General features: G+C 60.7%; 15 protein-coding genes. 9 read left to right on the top strand and 6 right to left on the bottom strand.

What is annotated here, in order from left to right; translation table 11 throughout:
- Positions 1-11 precede the first annotated feature (11 nt).
- The 3 genes from RUH64_RS14015 to RUH64_RS14005 all read right to left on the bottom strand — a co-directional run bounded on the left by RUH64_RS14015 (position 12) and on the right by RUH64_RS14005 (position 3088).
- A complete protein-coding gene (locus RUH64_RS14015; protein ID WP_313814194.1) occupies positions 12-554 on the bottom strand; it encodes a hypothetical protein in 543 nt (180 codons plus the stop codon).
- A 162-nt stretch (positions 555-716) separates the two neighbouring features.
- Complete coding sequence (locus RUH64_RS14010; protein ID WP_313814193.1) at positions 717-1391, bottom strand: response regulator; 675 nt, start codon at positions 1389-1391, stop codon at positions 717-719.
- The gene (locus tag RUH64_RS14005) at positions 1391-3088 is read right to left on the bottom strand and encodes a sensor histidine kinase (protein WP_313814192.1); all 1698 of its coding nucleotides are present in this window, start codon (positions 3086-3088) and stop codon (positions 1391-1393) included. Before RUH64_RS14005 ends, RUH64_RS14010 begins: the two co-directional genes overlap by 1 nt.
- 186 nt (positions 3089-3274) lie before the next feature.
- Here RUH64_RS14005 and RUH64_RS14000 point away from each other — a divergent pair, with 186 nt between their 5' ends.
- Positions 3275-4699, top strand: coding sequence for an SLC13 family permease (locus RUH64_RS14000; RefSeq protein ID WP_313814191.1), 1425 nt, complete (start codon positions 3275-3277; stop codon positions 4697-4699).
- Between the two features lie 89 nt (positions 4700-4788).
- Here the strand turns inward: RUH64_RS14000 and RUH64_RS13995 are convergent, their stop codons facing one another.
- Positions 4789-5340, bottom strand: coding sequence for a DUF664 domain-containing protein (locus tag RUH64_RS13995; protein WP_313814189.1), 552 nt, complete (start codon positions 5338-5340; stop codon positions 4789-4791).
- A gap of 114 nt (positions 5341-5454) precedes the next feature.
- On the opposite strand from RUH64_RS13995, the gene RUH64_RS13990 reads away from it, so the two are divergent.
- The 4 genes from RUH64_RS13990 (at position 5455) to RUH64_RS13975 (ending at position 9069) form a co-directional block, all read left to right on the top strand.
- The gene (locus RUH64_RS13990; RefSeq protein ID WP_313814188.1) at positions 5455-5946 is read left to right on the top strand and encodes a DUF664 domain-containing protein; all 492 of its coding nucleotides are present in this window, start codon (positions 5455-5457) and stop codon (positions 5944-5946) included.
- 122 nt (positions 5947-6068) lie between these two features.
- On the top strand, positions 6069-6962 hold the full coding sequence (locus tag RUH64_RS13985; protein WP_313814187.1) for a 3-methyladenine DNA glycosylase: 894 nt from the start codon (positions 6069-6071) through the stop codon (positions 6960-6962).
- A 47-nt stretch (positions 6963-7009) separates the two neighbouring features.
- A complete protein-coding gene (locus tag RUH64_RS13980; protein ID WP_313814186.1) occupies positions 7010-7432 on the top strand; it encodes a hypothetical protein in 423 nt (140 codons plus the stop codon).
- A gap of 59 nt (positions 7433-7491) precedes the next feature.
- Positions 7492-9069 (top strand): sodium:proton antiporter, encoded by a 1578-nt coding sequence (locus RUH64_RS13975; protein ID WP_313814185.1) that lies wholly within the window; start codon positions 7492-7494, stop codon positions 9067-9069.
- Positions 9070-9078: 9 nt separating this feature from the next.
- Here RUH64_RS13975 and RUH64_RS13970 read toward each other — a convergent pair whose 3' ends face one another.
- On the bottom strand, positions 9079-10209 hold the full coding sequence (locus tag RUH64_RS13970; RefSeq protein ID WP_313814184.1) for a methyltransferase domain-containing protein: 1131 nt from the start codon (positions 10207-10209) through the stop codon (positions 9079-9081).
- 178 nt (positions 10210-10387) lie between these two features.
- Between RUH64_RS13970 and RUH64_RS13965 the strand changes: the two genes are divergently transcribed.
- On the top strand, positions 10388-11371 hold the full coding sequence (locus RUH64_RS13965; RefSeq protein WP_313814183.1) for an ankyrin repeat domain-containing protein: 984 nt from the start codon (positions 10388-10390) through the stop codon (positions 11369-11371).
- A 3-nt stretch (positions 11372-11374) separates the two neighbouring features.
- Here the strand turns inward: RUH64_RS13965 and RUH64_RS13960 are convergent, their stop codons facing one another.
- Positions 11375-11773, bottom strand: a complete 399-nt coding sequence (locus tag RUH64_RS13960) for a YchJ family metal-binding protein (RefSeq protein WP_313814182.1) — start codon at positions 11771-11773, stop codon at positions 11375-11377.
- 210 nt (positions 11774-11983) lie between these two features.
- Here RUH64_RS13960 and purS point away from each other — a divergent pair, with 210 nt between their 5' ends.
- The 3 genes from purS to purL are packed head-to-tail and all read left to right on the top strand — an operon-like array spanning position 11984 to position 15287.
- Positions 11984-12235 carry a phosphoribosylformylglycinamidine synthase subunit PurS gene (gene purS / locus RUH64_RS13955; protein WP_313814180.1) on the top strand — a complete coding sequence of 84 codons (252 nt, stop codon included), beginning with the start codon at positions 11984-11986 and terminating at the stop codon, positions 12233-12235.
- Positions 12235-12987, top strand: a complete 753-nt coding sequence (purQ, locus tag RUH64_RS13950; protein ID WP_313814178.1) for a phosphoribosylformylglycinamidine synthase subunit PurQ — start codon at positions 12235-12237, stop codon at positions 12985-12987. Before purS ends, purQ begins: the two co-directional genes overlap by 1 nt.
- The gene (gene purL / locus RUH64_RS13945) at positions 12984-15287 is read left to right on the top strand and encodes a phosphoribosylformylglycinamidine synthase subunit PurL (protein ID WP_313814177.1); all 2304 of its coding nucleotides are present in this window, start codon (positions 12984-12986) and stop codon (positions 15285-15287) included. The genes purQ and purL overlap by 4 nt, the downstream gene beginning before the upstream one ends.
- The last annotated feature ends 10 nt before the right edge of the window (positions 15288-15297 follow it).

The following is a 15297-nucleotide window of genomic DNA, read 5'->3' as shown; positions in this document are numbered from 1 at the left end:
CCACAAACAAGTTAGGAGAAGATCCGAGCCAGGGCAGGACTCTTGGTTTCAAGCATCGCATTCCACTGCTGACCGAATCCCCACTTGTCACCAGCATGAGTTGCTGCGAGGACCACTAAAACGGCAGCGTAAACAATGTGCTCGTCAATGACCGGGTTATTGGATAGCGGCAGGGAACTAAGCCACATCAGCAGCATCAGGGCGGTGCCCGCAACAGACAGGGCGCGAAGTCCGATCCCCAACAGCAAGCCGACACCCAGTGCGCCGAGTCCCAGCATAAAGAGCAGGTCTACGAGTAGCGATCCCGCCATGGGTGCAAAGAGGCCTGCGGTCGCCCCTTCTAGGTGGCCTAGATAACCTGCGGTGGGGCTGCCACCGTGAATCCACGACTTCTGCTGTGGCGTGGAAAGTCCTAGGCCGAAGAGTTTGTCTGCAAAAGCCCAGAGGAAGACAAGTCCCATTACAATGCGGAGCACCGCAAGGGCGGCCGCTGGTTCGATGCGTTGACCAGCCTTGCTGGTCGATGCGAGTTCAGATGATGTATCAATAGTCACGGATCAACAATAAGGGCAACCTAATTCCACGCCGCGATCAATAGCTAATATCCGCATGGTTAAATTAGTTGAGAATATGTTGGATTAAATAACTACTATTCAACTGACAAAACCTAGTATTCTACCTTCGGTCATGAAGCTTAATATTCTGTCTTGAGAATATTACCGCGCCACATACCGATGCTCTGGACGGCCACGGGTGCCATATCCCAATTGCAGTTCCAGCGCTTCGTTGGCAACGAGCGCCGCGAGATAGCGTTGCGCCGTAGCGCGGGCAACGCCAACAGTTTCGGCGACTTCTGCGACACTCATGGGCTCCCTTGCCGCCTTAACGCAGGCAAGCACCGCCTGCTCGGTGGGCGCCGCCCCGGAACTTGGCACCGCAGATTCGTCGGATCCCTGCAAAGTTCGATACAGACGGTCAATTGCTAGCTGGTCCAATTGCGTTGCCGATTCAAGCTGTCGCCGATACCTCGCCCAGCCCTTGAGTTTTGACGCCAGTGTTTTTGCGCCGAATGGCTTGATGATGAACGAGAGGGCACCGCGGGCAATCGCCTGGGACACGTTCTCGGGTTCGGTGGCGGCGGAAATCATGATCGCGTCCACCCCCAAGGCGGGCAGGAGCTCCAGGCCGCTGACGTGCGGCAGATAAAGATCCAAGAGAACCAGATCAGGTTTGTGGCTGGAGATGGCCTTGGGCACCACCCGCGGATCCTGGATCGGCTCCAGGGCTTCAAAACCAGGGATGTCATTAACCATGTCTGCGTGGAGGGCGCCCACCCGGAAATCGTCGTCGACAATCAGCACGCGGTAGTTTCCAGTGGTCTTCTGGTTCATCAGTTAGTACCTTCCTGCATACGCCGATTGGTTGTGGTGTTCTTCGCTTCACTCAGGACGGCTGGAAGCCTAGCGCAGAGCACCGCTCCGGCTCCCGCCCCTCCCGGATCCGCTACCCAGACATCTCCGCTGCGGGCCTGCGCCAATCGCTTAATCAGCGGCAGCCCTACCCCATGGCCATGAGATGAACCGAGACTCGAACCCGTCGAAATATCCGGAGCAAAAATATCCAGCCCCTCAGGAATGCCTGGACCCGAGTCTGAAACGGCTAGGTGGAGCGTGCTCCCCTCCGAGAGCAGGTCAATCTCCACCCAGCGTGCGTCGTCAGTCCTCAACGCAGCGGTGAACGCATTATCCAGCAGATTACCCAGCACCGCCGTTGCATCTTGGGCATCGTGCGCAGAAGCGATGTGCCCGAAAAGCATCGACTGGGGAGAGATGCGTAGCTCGATGCCGAGCTCGTGTGCACGTACTGCTTTGGCAGAAATGAATGCCGACAAGTAAGCGTCACCCACAACCTCTAGGCCTTGAACCTGAGCAATTTTGGGACCGGTTTCCATGACTTCGCGCAGATACTCTTCGGCTTGTTCAATCTTGTTCAGATTGATCAGGCCAAGCACTGCATGCATCCGATTGGCAAACTCATGGCGCTGCGCACGCAATGCATCGGCCATATCCTGCACCGCGTCCAACTTGGTGCCAAGCGCTTCGATGGTGGTGACGTCACTGAACAACACCACCTGCCCAAGGTCAACGCCGTCACGGGTCACGTCGGTAACTCGTGCAATGAGTGAGTTTCCGTTGACCAGCAGCCGGACCGGCGCCTTGTCGTGTTCACGAATCGCGGCAACCAGGGCGGGGTCAAGTCCGGCAGATGCATAGTGGCGTCCCACCACGTCCTGAAGCTGAGTTCGATGCGGTAAACCCAACAGCTGCCGCGCCGCCTTGTTGCGCACCGTAATTCGATGATCCACGCCGATACCCATGACGCCTTCGGTCACACCGTAAAGCACAGCCTGCTGGTCCCTGACCAGCTGGGCAATCTCAGATGGTTCAAGTCCAAGAGTTTGCTGCTTGAGTCTGCGCACGGTGAACCTACCCGCCAAAACAGCCAACGCCGTAGCCAGCGCGGCAAAGAGTGCAATCCAGCTAAAGGATGTCAGCAGGGCGCTTGTCAACGAGTCGGTGGTTACACCGACCGAGACCTCACCTATAACTATGCCCGACGGGGAATATATTGGAACTTTGGCTCTCACCGATTCACCCAAGGTGCCATGATCGCGGGAGACGTCCTCGATGCCGCTCAACGCGACAGGGTCGGTAGATACCTTTTGCCCCAGTTCCTGCGGGTTCGGGTGGCTCAAACGCAAGCCGCGGTCTTCGGTGATCACCACAAAATACGCTTCACCGCGGGCGACGATTGCCGCCGCCAACTGCTGCAGCGGCCCGTTTTGCAATTCGTCGACGTCAAGCTCGTCCTGGGCGGAATAGTGTTCGACCTCGCTGATCACCGACGGTTGGACCGCCACGGAACGGGCGATGGTCAAAGATCGATCCTCAGCCCTTTGAAAAACACTGTTGTAACTGGCGAATAGGGTCCCGGCTGTCACCAGCACGATGAGGAACCCGATGACAAGGAATTGCAAGCGCATGATGCGCGAGGCAAAGTGCCGGGTTCCGGAGTGTGCAGCTGACATGCACCCAGCATAACCACAGATTCACCGTCGCGAGTTTTATGAGCAAAAAGATTCAAAAAACCAAAAGGGGCAAGAAAACAGCACAACAAGACCGACGTGAGCACCGCCACGTAATTTGAATAGGCATCCTCATTCCGCTGGGTGCCACGACGATGTGTCACCTATTCACCAAAGGAGGTCGGGGCAATGCTAGTTGCACTCGGATTCCTCATGGTCGCCACCTTCATGGTGCTGATCATGACCAAACGCATGACTCCGCTGCTGGCGCTGATCATTGTCCCCACCGTCTTCGGACTGTTCGCCGGGGCTGGGCTCGGCCTGGGCGACATGATTATGGACTCGATCAAGTCGATGTCCGGAACCGCAGCACTGTTGATGTTCGCCATCATGTACTTCGGCCTGATGATCGATGTAGGCCTCTTTGACCGGTTGGTCTCGGGGATCCAAAAGCTGGTTGGCAACGACCCCGCCAAGGTCATCATGGGCACCGCACTGCTGACAGCAGTGGTGTCCCTCGACGGAGACGGCTCCACCACCTTTATCGTTGTCACCGCCGCCCTGCTACCGATCTATCAGCGCCTGGGTTTGAGCCCAGTGGTGCTCACCTGTGTCGCGGGCTTGACCAACGGTACATTGAACATTGTCCCTTGGGGCGGTCCGACCGCCCGTGCAGCGGCGGCCCTGGGTGTTGAGGCTTCAGATATCTTCGTTCCGATGCTGCCGTCGCTGGGCATCGCTCTGGTGGTCATCGGCATCTTTGCGTGGCAGATGGGCATCGCCGAACGCCGCCGCATGCAGCGTGAACGCCCAGAGCTGTGGGGCACCACCTTCGGCGGGGGAAAAATCACCGGTGGAAACGACAAGGGCGGCAAGACCCCTGGCGGCACTTCCGGCTCCCCCATCGCTGTACTTGAGGCTGTCGCCACCAAGGGCGACGGCAGTGAAACCGTGACCTTGGATGGAACCGTACTGGATCCGAACCGCGAGACCCTGCGTCCCAAGCTGTTCCTTTTCAACCTGATCCTGACCGTCGCAATCATGGTGCTGCTTGTTGTCGACATCTTGCCGCTGCCGTACCTGTTCATGATTGGCACCGCTGTGGCAATGCTGGTCAACTTCCCGAAGGTCTCCGATCAGGTGAAGATGATCGCTGCCCACTCCAGCGAAATCATTGCAGTGGTTTCCATGGTGCTCGGCGCCGCAGTTCTTACCGGCGTCCTCTCCGGAACTGGAATGGTCGATGCAATGAGCGCCTGGCTGGTGGACATCATTCCAACCTCCATGGGCCCCTACATGGCAGTCATCACCGGCCTGATTTCAATCCCTGCAACCTTCTTGATGAGCAACGACGCCTTCTACTTCGGCATCCTTCCGGTGCTGACCGAGGCGGGTGCGCACTTCGGGGTGCCTGCGGTAGACATGGCCCGCGCATCGATCACCGGCCAGCCGGTGCACATGCAGTCGCCACTGGTTCCAGCAATTCTGCTGCTGGTCTCGCTGTCCCGTGTGGACCTGGGCGACCACCACAAGAAGGTGCTGTGGCGTGCCTTGGTTGTCAGCCTTGTCATGCTCGCCTCCGGCGTGCTGTTCGGCGTCATCCAAATGGGCTAAGGCCCACTGGATCGTTCCCAAAGATCCGTCGTCAGCTTGGGCCGGCGCTCTGTTCGCAGAGTGCCGGCCCTGGTGTTTAACCTTGAGGCCTACCCCTGAAACCATTCCGGGACGTAATCCCATGGAGGATCTTCACCGATGCGGCCGTCTATTGCCTCCCTCAGAAGATCCGCATGCCCAGTATGGCGCCCGTATTCCTCAATGAGATCGCAGATGATACGGCGAACGCTGGGACGTTGACCCTCGAATTCCAACAGGCTCGGCTGGTCTAAAGCCCCAGGATCCGAAAGACCGCGTTGAATCTCGCGGCTGTGTTCCACCGCCTGGTCATAGCAGGCATATATTTGGAGAGGATCAGCGGCTGTTACCTCGAACGGGTCTTTCCCTTCGTCGCTAAAGCTCAGTAACGTGCTCGGCTTCTGCCCGGCGATCAACCAGCTGAACTTCTCATCCTCGACGCATGCCAGATGCTGCAAGAGCCCGCCCAGGCTCAATTGGCTCGGGGCATGTTTGGCTGACAATGCGTCCAGCGCCAGGCCATCGCACTTATAGCGAAAGGTGGCCCGTAGCCGTTCAAGCATTCCCAGCAGGTGCTCCAATTCTCCGGCGGCAACCGGCGGTTCCCACTCTGGCTGATTCATAAGACGCTCCCCGAAGGATCGATGAACAAAGATGAATAGTCTGCAGTGTAATTGCAGAACGTTCGAAAGCTGGAGCCTGCCCAGACTGTTTCATGATTCACCTAGAATTTGAACATGGCCGCTTTAACTACCAGCGAGCAGATCCTTGTTCGGATGCTGACCGTCAAGTTCGATGAAATCCTCGGAGTCATGACGCAGCTACCTGAAAACCTGCTCAATGAAAAGCTTCCCGTGCCGCGGTCCAACTCCCCGGTCCAGATCCTCGTCCATTGCTGCGGCATGATGAGACGTTGGTCCTCCACGGTGAACCTTGGAATTCCCATCGCCCGTAACCGCGACGAAGAATTCACCATCGAACTCACCAGGGGTGAAGCCCTCGCTGCAGCCCACCTTGCTCGCGAGCACTTCGTTGAAGACCTCAAACAAACAAACATGCAGGCTCCGCCCCGAGCGATACCGGAAGGCAGGGAGTCGGAAATCTGGCTGTCCACCTGTCAGGGAGTACTGTTCCACGTCCATGAAGAGTTCTGCCAGCACCTAGGCCAACTGGAAATCACCCGCGATCTTTTGAGCAGCACCCACTCGGCCACGAACCAAGGACGGTAGCGCGCCCAACAGGCCGTCGGTGCAGGAAAATCTGGACTGCACTAATACCGCTGCACACTGTTGGACTGTGAGCTCAGAGACCAAAGTGGAGTTCCATCCGTCGGTGAACGGATAATTGAACCATGTCCCACACACCCACCGTATTTCCTGCCTCGATCTGGACGGCGCAGGCTGCCGAGCACGAACAACGCGCTCGGCAATTCGGTGAACCGTTCGTGGCCCGGCGCATGACTGCGAAAAAGCACCCGATCGAAGACTTCCTGTTCACCTATTACACGCAGAAACCTGGACAGCTTTACCGCTGGCACCCAGGCGTCAACGTAGTTCTCACCGGGGATCAGGCAGCCGAACGCGCCGACTGGAAGTTCTATCGCACGGTGGATACCGAGCAGGGTCCCGGTGTCATGTTTGACGCGCAGGCATTTGCACAAGCACGGGAAGGCAACATCCGCTACGCGCAATTGATCCTTTCTCAAACCATCACCCGGCCGGCGAACTTCGCCTGTTTCGGACTGCATGAATGGGCCATGGCCTATAAATCCGAGGTCAACGGAATTCGCCACGAGTATCTGCCGCTGCGGCTCGGAGCTCAGGGAACCGATGAAGTGGTTGAATCACATAAGATCCGCTGCACGCATTTTGACGCGTTCCGTTTCTACACCCCACAAGCGGTACCGCTGAACGAGCTGCAGCCTACGCGCGATGCGCAACGTGACCTCGAACAGCCCGGGTGCCTGCACGCGAATATGGATCTCTACAAGTGGGCCTATAAGCTGACCCCCGCGGTGAGCAGCGAATTGGTCATGGATTGCTTTGAGCTGGCATGGGATATCCGAACCATGGATATGCAGGCCTCGCCCTATGACTTGGGCGATTGGGGACATGAGCCGATCCGCATCGAAACGGCCGAGGGCAAGGCCGAATACGTCCGGCTACAAAAGCAGTTTGCGCAACGGGCTGACAACCTGCGCGAACGTCTGCTGGCTGTCGCCGCAACGCTGGATCTGCCGCAGTAACAGAGCGGCCCTGGCCATCAGGTTCCCGGCGATGCAAAATGAAGCACATGGGAACCGGTTCTCGAAATTCTGCTGTGGCGACAGCTGCCTTGGGTGTGCTGGGTTTTGTCCTCCTCGCCGGCTGCGCTGAACAGCCGCCCACCGCCGAGCCAACACACCTCGAAATTACAATTCGGGCCGATGGAAACACTATTTCAGACCAATTTATTCTTGACTGCAATGGGACGAAAGCACTGGATTCAAGCACCCTTTCCGAGGCGGCGGAAGCCTGCAAATTAATCGCTGAAAAACCTGAAATTATTGTGCAGCAACAAAGCCCCCAAGCGATCTGCACGGAAATCTTCGGCGGACCCGAGCGGGCAGAAATTACCGGAGAATTGGCTGGAAAATCGGTGCAAAGCACTTACAGCAAACACAACGGATGCGCCATCGACCGGTGGAGTCGTGCGGAGCTTTTGCTGGGCCAGTGAGACGTTAAACAGATTCTTATATCCCAGAAAAAGGCTTGTCGCGACCTAGAATTGGCATCATGGAGTTCTTCCTGCTGACTATTGCGTTGTTGTTCGCCACGGTCTTGATCGTGGGTGTTGGCGAGCGGATAAAACTCCCCTATCCGATCTTGATGCTCATCTTTGCACTGCTGGCAGGGTTCCTTCCCTTCATGCCGGAGATGCACATCGACCCGGAGCTGATCCTGCCGATCTTCCTGCCGCCGCTGCTTTTTGCCACCGCCCAGCGCAGCAGCTGGTCGGTGTTCCGCTTCCGATGGAAGGCATTGATCAGGCTCGCGGTAATCCTCATCGTGGTCACCGCGGGTGCCGTCGCGGCTACCGCTTGGGCCTTCGCCCCGATCACTTCCCTGCCGCTGGCTCTGGCGCTGGGCGCTGTCGTCGCCCCTCCGGATCCGGTGGCGGTGGATGCGATCGCCGCCAAGGTCAAGATGCCGCGGCGGTTGACCTCCCTGCTTGAAACCGAAGGCCTGTTCAACGACGCGATGGCCATCGTCATTTTCCAGCTCGCGGTACAGGCCACGGTCAACAAGTCGACGGTGGGGCTGGAGATCATCCCGCAGTTCCTAATCGGCGCGGCCGGAGCCGTCGTCCTGGGCCTGGGCATGGGCTGGCTGGTCGGTGCGCTGAACCGTTTTGTCCCGAATCTGGCGGCCCGCTGCGCGGCAACGCTGGTTGCTCCCTACGCCGTTTACATGATCGCCGAGGAGCTGCACATTTCGGGGGTCATCGCCGTGGTTGTCACCGCCTTGGAGATGGTGCGCCGCGACCGCCCCCAGGATTCTCAGGAGCGCTTGACCCGCCACGCATTCTGGGAGGTTCTGGAAATGCTCGCCACCGGCCTGGCGTTCGGCCTGATGGGCATCGAAATGAACCAGGTCATTCAGGAGGAAGGCAAGAACCTCATCGGCTTCATTCCGGGCGTAGCGGCGATCTGCATCGTGGTCGTGCTGGTCCGCGGACTGTGGATGTTCGGCTCCTACTATCTGCCGAACCGTTCAAACCCCAAGATCCCGGCAGCCAAGGATACGCTGGTGTTGACATGGTGCGGCATGCGCGGTCTGGCAACCCTGGCGCTGGCGCTGGCGCTGCCGAAGGTCACCGCCGACGGGGCGCTCATTGAGGCCCGCAACTTCGTCGTGGTCACCGCCTGCGCGGTACTGCTGACGACGCTCGTGGTTCCCGGGCTGACCCTCCCGGCGCTGATGCGCGTGCTGAAGCTGCGCAACAACGAGCAGGACACCAAACGCGCACGCCGCCAGCTGGCACGGCGCGCAGAATCGGTGGCGCTGCGGGCGCTGAAGGAAAATATCGAACTCTCCGAGCTGCCCGAGAACTACCAGCAGGCGGTGCGCCGGCGCATGAATTCACTGCACACCATCTTGGCCCAGGACCCGGATCCGCATGATGCGATTTCCGACGAGAAGTACACGCAGATCCGCGCGGTCATCGCCAAGGCAGATTCCATCCAGGCGATCGCGCTGGAAGCCGCCCGCGATGAACTGCTCAAGGCCCGCCGCGAACCGAATATCGACCCGCACCTGGTGGATGAAATCGTCGGCCGACTCGACCGCCGCACGGCGACCCTCGACCGCTAGAGCCTTCTGCTAGGCAGCGTTGCGCTCCAGTTTGACGATGACCTCGTAGTGGTTGGTCTGCGGGAACATGTCCATGACCCGTGCCAGCTTCGGGGTGTAGTTGGAAAGCCGTGCAAGGTCCCGTGCCAGCGATTGCGCGTTGCAGCTTGAGTAGATGATGTGCCCGACATCCGACTGGTTCAGCCAGGTGGACAGCTCTGCTGAAATGCCGCGGCGTGGAGGGTTCACGATCACCGCCTCGGGCGCCCAGCCCGCGTTCACCGCGAATTCGGTGGCGTCCTGCGCGGTGAAATGCAGGTCCTGCATTTCCATGGACCGTGCGCTGGTCTTGGCCGCCTGAACTGCCTCGGCACTGGTTTCAATGCCGTAGACCGCGCGGCCCTCCTGCGCGCAGTGCAGTGCAAAACCGCCGACGCCGCTGTAGAGGTCCCAGACGCTTTCGGGGTTCACGTCGTTGATCCACTGCGCCGCCTGCCGGTACAGCGCGGCGGCGATCTGGGTGTTGGTCTGGAAGAAGCCCTGCGGCCGCAGGTGCATGGGAATGCCGTTGAGGCCGAATTCCAAGGTGGTGCGCCGGGTCAGGATGATTTCCTCTTCCCCTTCAAGCACCGCCTTGTGCTCGGGCAGGAAGTTCACCGACACCACGGAGCCCGGGGGCAGCTGCCCGACGAACTCGGGCAGGGAATTGCGCAGCGCGACGAAGTGCTTTTTGGTGCGCAGCACCCAGCGGACCATGATTGCGCCGGTGTCCGAAAGGGTCAAGATCACATGCTTGAGTTCGCCCTTGCGCTTGGGGACGTCATAGGGAATCAGCTTCAACTCGCGGATGAAGCGTTCGATGACCGGAAACATTGCGCGCAGCGCGGGGTCGATGACACCGCAGTTGCGCAGGTCCACCCCGTGCCCGTCGGCGTCCAAAATACCGATGGTCGGATTCTCGGTGGTCCCCGAGATGACCATTTTGGCCTTGTTCCGGAAGCCGTCCTCATTGCTGGCCTGAGCTGGGAGGAACTTCAACTCCTCGAATCCCGCCAACAGGTGCTGGCAGTGCTCGACCTTGCCCTGCAGCTGGTCAAGATAGGGGACGTTCATCAGGGTGCAGGAGCGGCAGCGTGAAGCTGAGAAATAAAGGCATTCCATGGTGCCTATGATTTTAGCGAAGAACCATTGGCTACACACCAAGAGTTCTCGACGCGGATTGCCCGCAAATTTTCAGCTTTCGGGACTAAGCTCAATTTCGAATCAACTGGTTTTCGAGCAATAGCTTCCCACGCCGTGCGCGGCAACGGATACAGGTTTACGGACCGCGAAAGGAACGATGGCACTTCGTAGTTCACGCAGCACAACACATCGTGGTGTGGTGTTGCTTGCCCTTCCTCTCGCCGCGGTGCTCGGCGCGTGCACCGCGTGCGGCCAGGGCGCACCTCAGTCCGAACAGGTCGTTTCGACGCCTTCGGCCTCGGTCAAGGAATCTTCAGCACCGGCAACGACCGAGAAGAAAAGCGAAAAGCAGGTCGAACCCGCCAAGCCCTCCGAGTCCGAACGTTCCAGCAGCCCCAAATCCACAGCTGGCGACGCCACCTCGCAGGCTCCCGAGTCTTCGACCCCGGAAACCTCAGAGTCGTCCCCCACCGTGGCTCCGCTGTCTACCGGCGACTCCGCGGCAGGTAGCGTAACGGTGCTGCCCACCGCCGCCGCCCAGTTCTCGAAACCGACGCAGGCGCTGTACACAGCGGTTAAATCTGGCAGCGTCAAGGACGTCCGCAAGGCGTTGAAGGACGGGGCCGACGTCAACGCCCAAGACTCCGCCGGACGCACCCCCATGATGCGTGCGGTGATCGACGAAAACCCCTCCATCGCCAAGCAGCTGCTGGATGCCGGATCAGACCCGAACGCCAAGGACGACTACCAGGATTCGCCGTTCCTGCGCGCCAGCGCCTCCGGGATGACCCAAACCATCACCCATTTCCTGGCCAGCGGGGCCGATGTGGGCGCAACGAACCGCGTCGGCGGCAACGCGCTGGCGCTTGCCTGCGAAAACGGACAGGTGAGCGCCGTCCGCGCCCTGTTGAAGACCTCCATCGACGTGGACCACGTCAACGACCTGGGCTGGACCGCACTGCACGAAACCATCGTCCTGGGTCAGGGCACCAGCAACTACGTCACCATCGCCCGAATGCTCGTCACCAATGGCGCCAACCCGAATCTGAAGGACCAGACCGGATCGGATGCGTTCGAACTGGCCAGCGAACGCCAGCAGAATCAGATGGTCAACATGCTGCGCCAGGTCAGCCGCTTCTAAATACTAGAGCGCATCGACGTAGTACCAGGCGCCGTCCTGCCTGACGAAGGTGCTGACCTCCCGCTGGCTTCCGGCGTTTGCCCCGCGCCCGTAGTGCGCGATGAATTCAACCACGCCGCGGTTCGCCCCGGCCCCGCCCGCACGGGCTTTAACAACCTCCAGCCCCGTCCACACAAGATCTTCGTCGAGCTCCAGCTCTTCCGGGCGCGTGGATTCGTGCCATGTCTCCAGCAGGTACTGCGGCAGCAGCTGCACGAAGGCGCTGTAGCGCGAACGCATCAGCGCCTCGGCGGTCTGCGGCAGCACAGTTTTTTGGGTGCGGCCCAAATGGAAGGGCTGGCAGCACTGCGCGTAGCTTAGCTTCTGCTCATCGAGCACACGGCAGGGACAGGTGGCGGGCAAGGAGTTTTCCATCCGTTCAGCTTAGCCGTGAGCCTAAGATCACACGCATAAGACCTAGAAGAAGTAGTTGTTTGCCACACAGACAGGTTTGCCAGATCACTTTCACCGGTAGACTTGATTCTGCAAGCTCGCGGAGCGCCAAATCCCATGGTGTGAGACGGCACCTCCGCGTGGCATTTAACCTCACTTCGCGCACAGGAGATACGCCGGATGCCCCGCATCGTTGTAGATGTCATGCTCAAGCCAGAAATCCTTGACCCTCAGGGCAAGGCCATCGCGGGAGCGCTGCCCCGCCTGGGCTTCAACTCCTTCGAAGCCGTCCGCCAGGGCAAGCGCTTTGAACTCACCGTAGAGGGCGAGGTGACCGACGCAATCCTGGCCCAGGCCCGCGAAGCCGCCGAGACCCTGCTGTCCAACCCAGTCATCGAAGACGTCGTCAACGTCGAGGTCGTCGCAGACTAATGAGCACCGAACTTCCCCTGATTGGCGACTACTCAACGCCAAGCGCTGAACTCTCCGGTGCCCGCATCGGCGTGGTGACCTTCCCCGGTACCCTTGACGACCGCGATGCTGCACGTGCCGTGCGCGCCGCCGGCGCCGAGGCCGTCTCCCTGTGGCATGCAGACACCGACCTGCAGGACGTAGACGCCGTGGTCATCCCCGGCGGCTTCTCCTACGGCGACTACCTGCGCGCCGGTGCCATCTCCCGCTTTGCACCGATGATGGACAAGATCGTCGACGCCGCAAACTCGGAGGCCAAGCTTCCGGTGCTGGGCATCTGCAACGGCTTCCAGATCCTCACCGAGGCACACCTGCTGCCCGGTTCGATGATCAAGAACGACCACCTGAAGTTCATCTGCCGCGACCAGGTCTTGCGCGTAGAGAACAACCAGACCGCCTGGACCAACGGCTACGAGGCCGGCCAGGAGATCACCATCGTGCTGAAGAACCAGGACGGCCAGTACGTTGTCGACGACAACACCCTGACCGAGCTGGAGGCGGAGAACCGCATCGCCTTCTCCTACGTGGGCTGGAACCCGAACGGTTCGCGCCGCTCCATCGCCGGCGTCACCAACAAGGCAGGCAACGTGGTGGGCCTCATGCCGCACCCGGAGCACGCCATCGAGGTAGGCTACGGTCCGGACCACCGCGGCACCGACGGCCTGACGTTCTTCACCAGTGTTTTGACCCACCTCGTTGGAGGCAAGAAGTGAGCCAGGATTTCAACATCGACACCGTAGGCAACGCCGCTGCCACCCCTGATGTCGAACTGCCCTGGGCCGAGCTGGGCCTGAAGCAGAACGAATTCGACGAGATCGTCAAGATCCTGGGCCGCCGCCCTACCGCGGCGGAGCTGGCCATGTACTCGGTCATGTGGTCCGAGCACTGCTCCTACAAGTCCACCAAGAACCACCTGCGCCAGTTCGGCCAGAAGGTGACGGACGAGATGAAGAAGGACCTGATGGTCGGCATGGGCGAAAACGCCGGTGTCACCGACCTGGGCGACGGCTGGGCCGTGACCTTCAAGATCGAATCGCACAACTCCCCGTCCTTCGTGGAGCCCTACCAGGGTGCGGCCACCGGCATCGGCGGCATCGTGCGCGACATCATCTCCATGGGCGCCCGCCCGATCGCCGTGATGGATCCGCTGCGCTTCGGCGCGATCGACCACGAAGATTCGCAGCGCGTGGTGCACGGCGTGGTCTCCGGCATCGGCGGCTACGGCAACTCGCTGGGCCTGCCGAACATCGGCGGCGAAACCGTGTTCGACCCGATCTACCAGGGCAACCCGCTGGTCAACGCGCTGGCTGTCGGCGCGCTGCGCCACGAGGACCTGCGCCTGGCCAACGCCTCCGGCGTGGGCAACAAGGTGGTGCTCTTCGGCGCCCGCACCGGCGGCGACGGCATCGGCGGCGCTTCGGTGCTGGCTTCGGAGTCCTTCGACGACACCAAGCCTTCCAAGCGTCCGGCAGTCCAGGTGGGCGACCCATTCGCCGAGAAGGTGCTCATCGAGTGCTGCCTGGAGCTGTTCAAGGCTTCGCTGGTCGAGGGCATCCAGGACCTGGGCGCCGCGGGCATCTCCTGCGCCACTTCCGAGCTGGCATCCAACGGCGAAGGCGGTATGCAGGTCGAGTTGACCGACGTGCTGCTGCGCGACTCCACCCTGACCCCGGGCGAAATCCTGATGTCGGAGTCCCAGGAACGCATGATGGCAGTCGTCACCCCGGCAAACGTCGAGGCGTTCGAGGCCGTCATGGCCAAGTGGAATGTGGAGTACTCCTGGCTGGGCGAGGTGACCGACACCGACCGCTTGATCATCACCTGGAAGGGCGAGGTCATCGTCGATGTGGACCCGAAGACCGTGGCCCACGACGGCCCGGTCTACGACCGCCCGTACGCCCGCCCGCAATGGCAGGATGCACTGCAGGCTGACACCTTCCGCTCCTCGGATGCCGGCGCCAACCTGCCTGAATCCGGCGACGAGCTGAAGTCCGCGCTGCTGGAACTGATCGCTTCGCCGAACCTGTGCGACAAGTCCTGGATCACCCGCCAGTACGACCGCTACGTCGGCGGCAACACCGCGCTGGCTGCCCCGGACGACGCAGGCGTGGTCCGCATCGACGAGTCCACGGGCCTGGGCGTTGCCATCGCCACCGATGCCAACGGCCGCTACACCTACCTGGACCCGTACGCCGGCGCACAGCTGGCACTGGCAGAGTCCTACCGCAACGTCGCCACCTCCGGTGCGATCCCGGCTGCGGTATCCGACTGCCTGAACTACGGCTCCCCCGAGGATCCGGATGTCATGTGGCAGCTGGCCGAGGGCATCCGCGGCCTGTCGGATGCCTGCATGGAGCTGGGCGTCCCGGTCACCGGCGGCAACGTCTCGCTGTACAACCAGACCGGCGACCGCGCCATCCACCCAACCCCAGTGGTAGCAACCCTGGGCAAGCTGGACGATGTAGCCCGCCGCACCCCATCGGGCTGGCGTGAAGAGGCCGACGGCCAGGCCATCTACCTGATCGGCACCACCGCCGATGAGCTGGACGGCTCGGAGTTCGCCAACCTGCGCGGACACCTGGGCGGTCTGCCGCCAAAGGTCGACCTGGCTGCCGAAAAGGCACTGGGCGCGATCCTGATCAACGCCAGCCGCGACGGCATGATCGACTCGGCGCACGACATCTCCGAGGGCGGCCTTGCAGTTGCGCTGACCGAGATGGTGCTGCGCTACGGCGTCGGCGCCCGCGTGGCCCTGGATGAGATCAAGCAGCGCGACGGCATCGATTCGTTCACCGCACTGTTCTCCGAGACCCAGGCGCGTGCGCTGGTCGCTGTTCCGCGCAGCGAAGAGGTTCGCTTCAACGACATGACCAGCGCCCGCGGTGTCACCGTGGCACGCCTGGGCATCGTCGACGCACAGTCAGGCGCCCTAGAGGTGCAGGGCGAGTTCACCGCTACCGTGGATGAGCTGCGCGAAGCCAACGAAGGCACCATGGAAAAGTACTTCGGCTAAATCCCAACTA

It is taken from the genome of Glutamicibacter sp. (genome assembly GCF_032154645.1).
GTDB lineage: Bacteria > Actinomycetota > Actinomycetes > Actinomycetales > Micrococcaceae > Glutamicibacter.
The sequence above is the reverse complement of the archived record's forward strand: the minus strand, read 5'-3'. Positions and strand labels throughout refer to the sequence as shown.

Bases quoted from the DNA above. Each gene is read 5' to 3' on its own strand.
- RUH64_RS14010 (WP_313814193.1), bottom strand. From the start codon at position 1,391: ATGAACCAGAAGACCACTGGAAACTACCGCGTGCTGATTGTCGACGAC.
- RUH64_RS14005 (WP_313814192.1), bottom strand. From the start codon at position 3,088: ATGTCAGCTGCACACTCCGGAACCCGGCACTTTGCCTCGCGCATCATG.
- RUH64_RS14000 (WP_313814191.1), top strand. From the start codon at position 3,275: ATGCTAGTTGCACTCGGATTCCTCATGGTCGCCACCTTCATGGTGCTG.
- RUH64_RS13995 (WP_313814189.1), bottom strand. From the start codon at position 5,340: ATGAATCAGCCAGAGTGGGAACCGCCGGTTGCCGCCGGAGAATTGGAG.
- RUH64_RS13990 (WP_313814188.1), top strand. From the start codon at position 5,455: ATGGCCGCTTTAACTACCAGCGAGCAGATCCTTGTTCGGATGCTGACC.
- RUH64_RS13985 (WP_313814187.1), top strand. From the start codon at position 6,069: ATGTCCCACACACCCACCGTATTTCCTGCCTCGATCTGGACGGCGCAG.
- RUH64_RS13980 (WP_313814186.1), top strand. From the start codon at position 7,010: ATGGGAACCGGTTCTCGAAATTCTGCTGTGGCGACAGCTGCCTTGGGT.
- RUH64_RS13975 (WP_313814185.1), top strand. From the start codon at position 7,492: ATGGAGTTCTTCCTGCTGACTATTGCGTTGTTGTTCGCCACGGTCTTG.
- RUH64_RS13970 (WP_313814184.1), bottom strand. From the start codon at position 10,209: ATGGAATGCCTTTATTTCTCAGCTTCACGCTGCCGCTCCTGCACCCTG.
- RUH64_RS13965 (WP_313814183.1), top strand. From the start codon at position 10,388: ATGGCACTTCGTAGTTCACGCAGCACAACACATCGTGGTGTGGTGTTG.
- purS (WP_313814180.1), top strand. From the start codon at position 11,984: ATGCCCCGCATCGTTGTAGATGTCATGCTCAAGCCAGAAATCCTTGAC.
- purQ (WP_313814178.1), top strand. From the start codon at position 12,235: ATGAGCACCGAACTTCCCCTGATTGGCGACTACTCAACGCCAAGCGCT.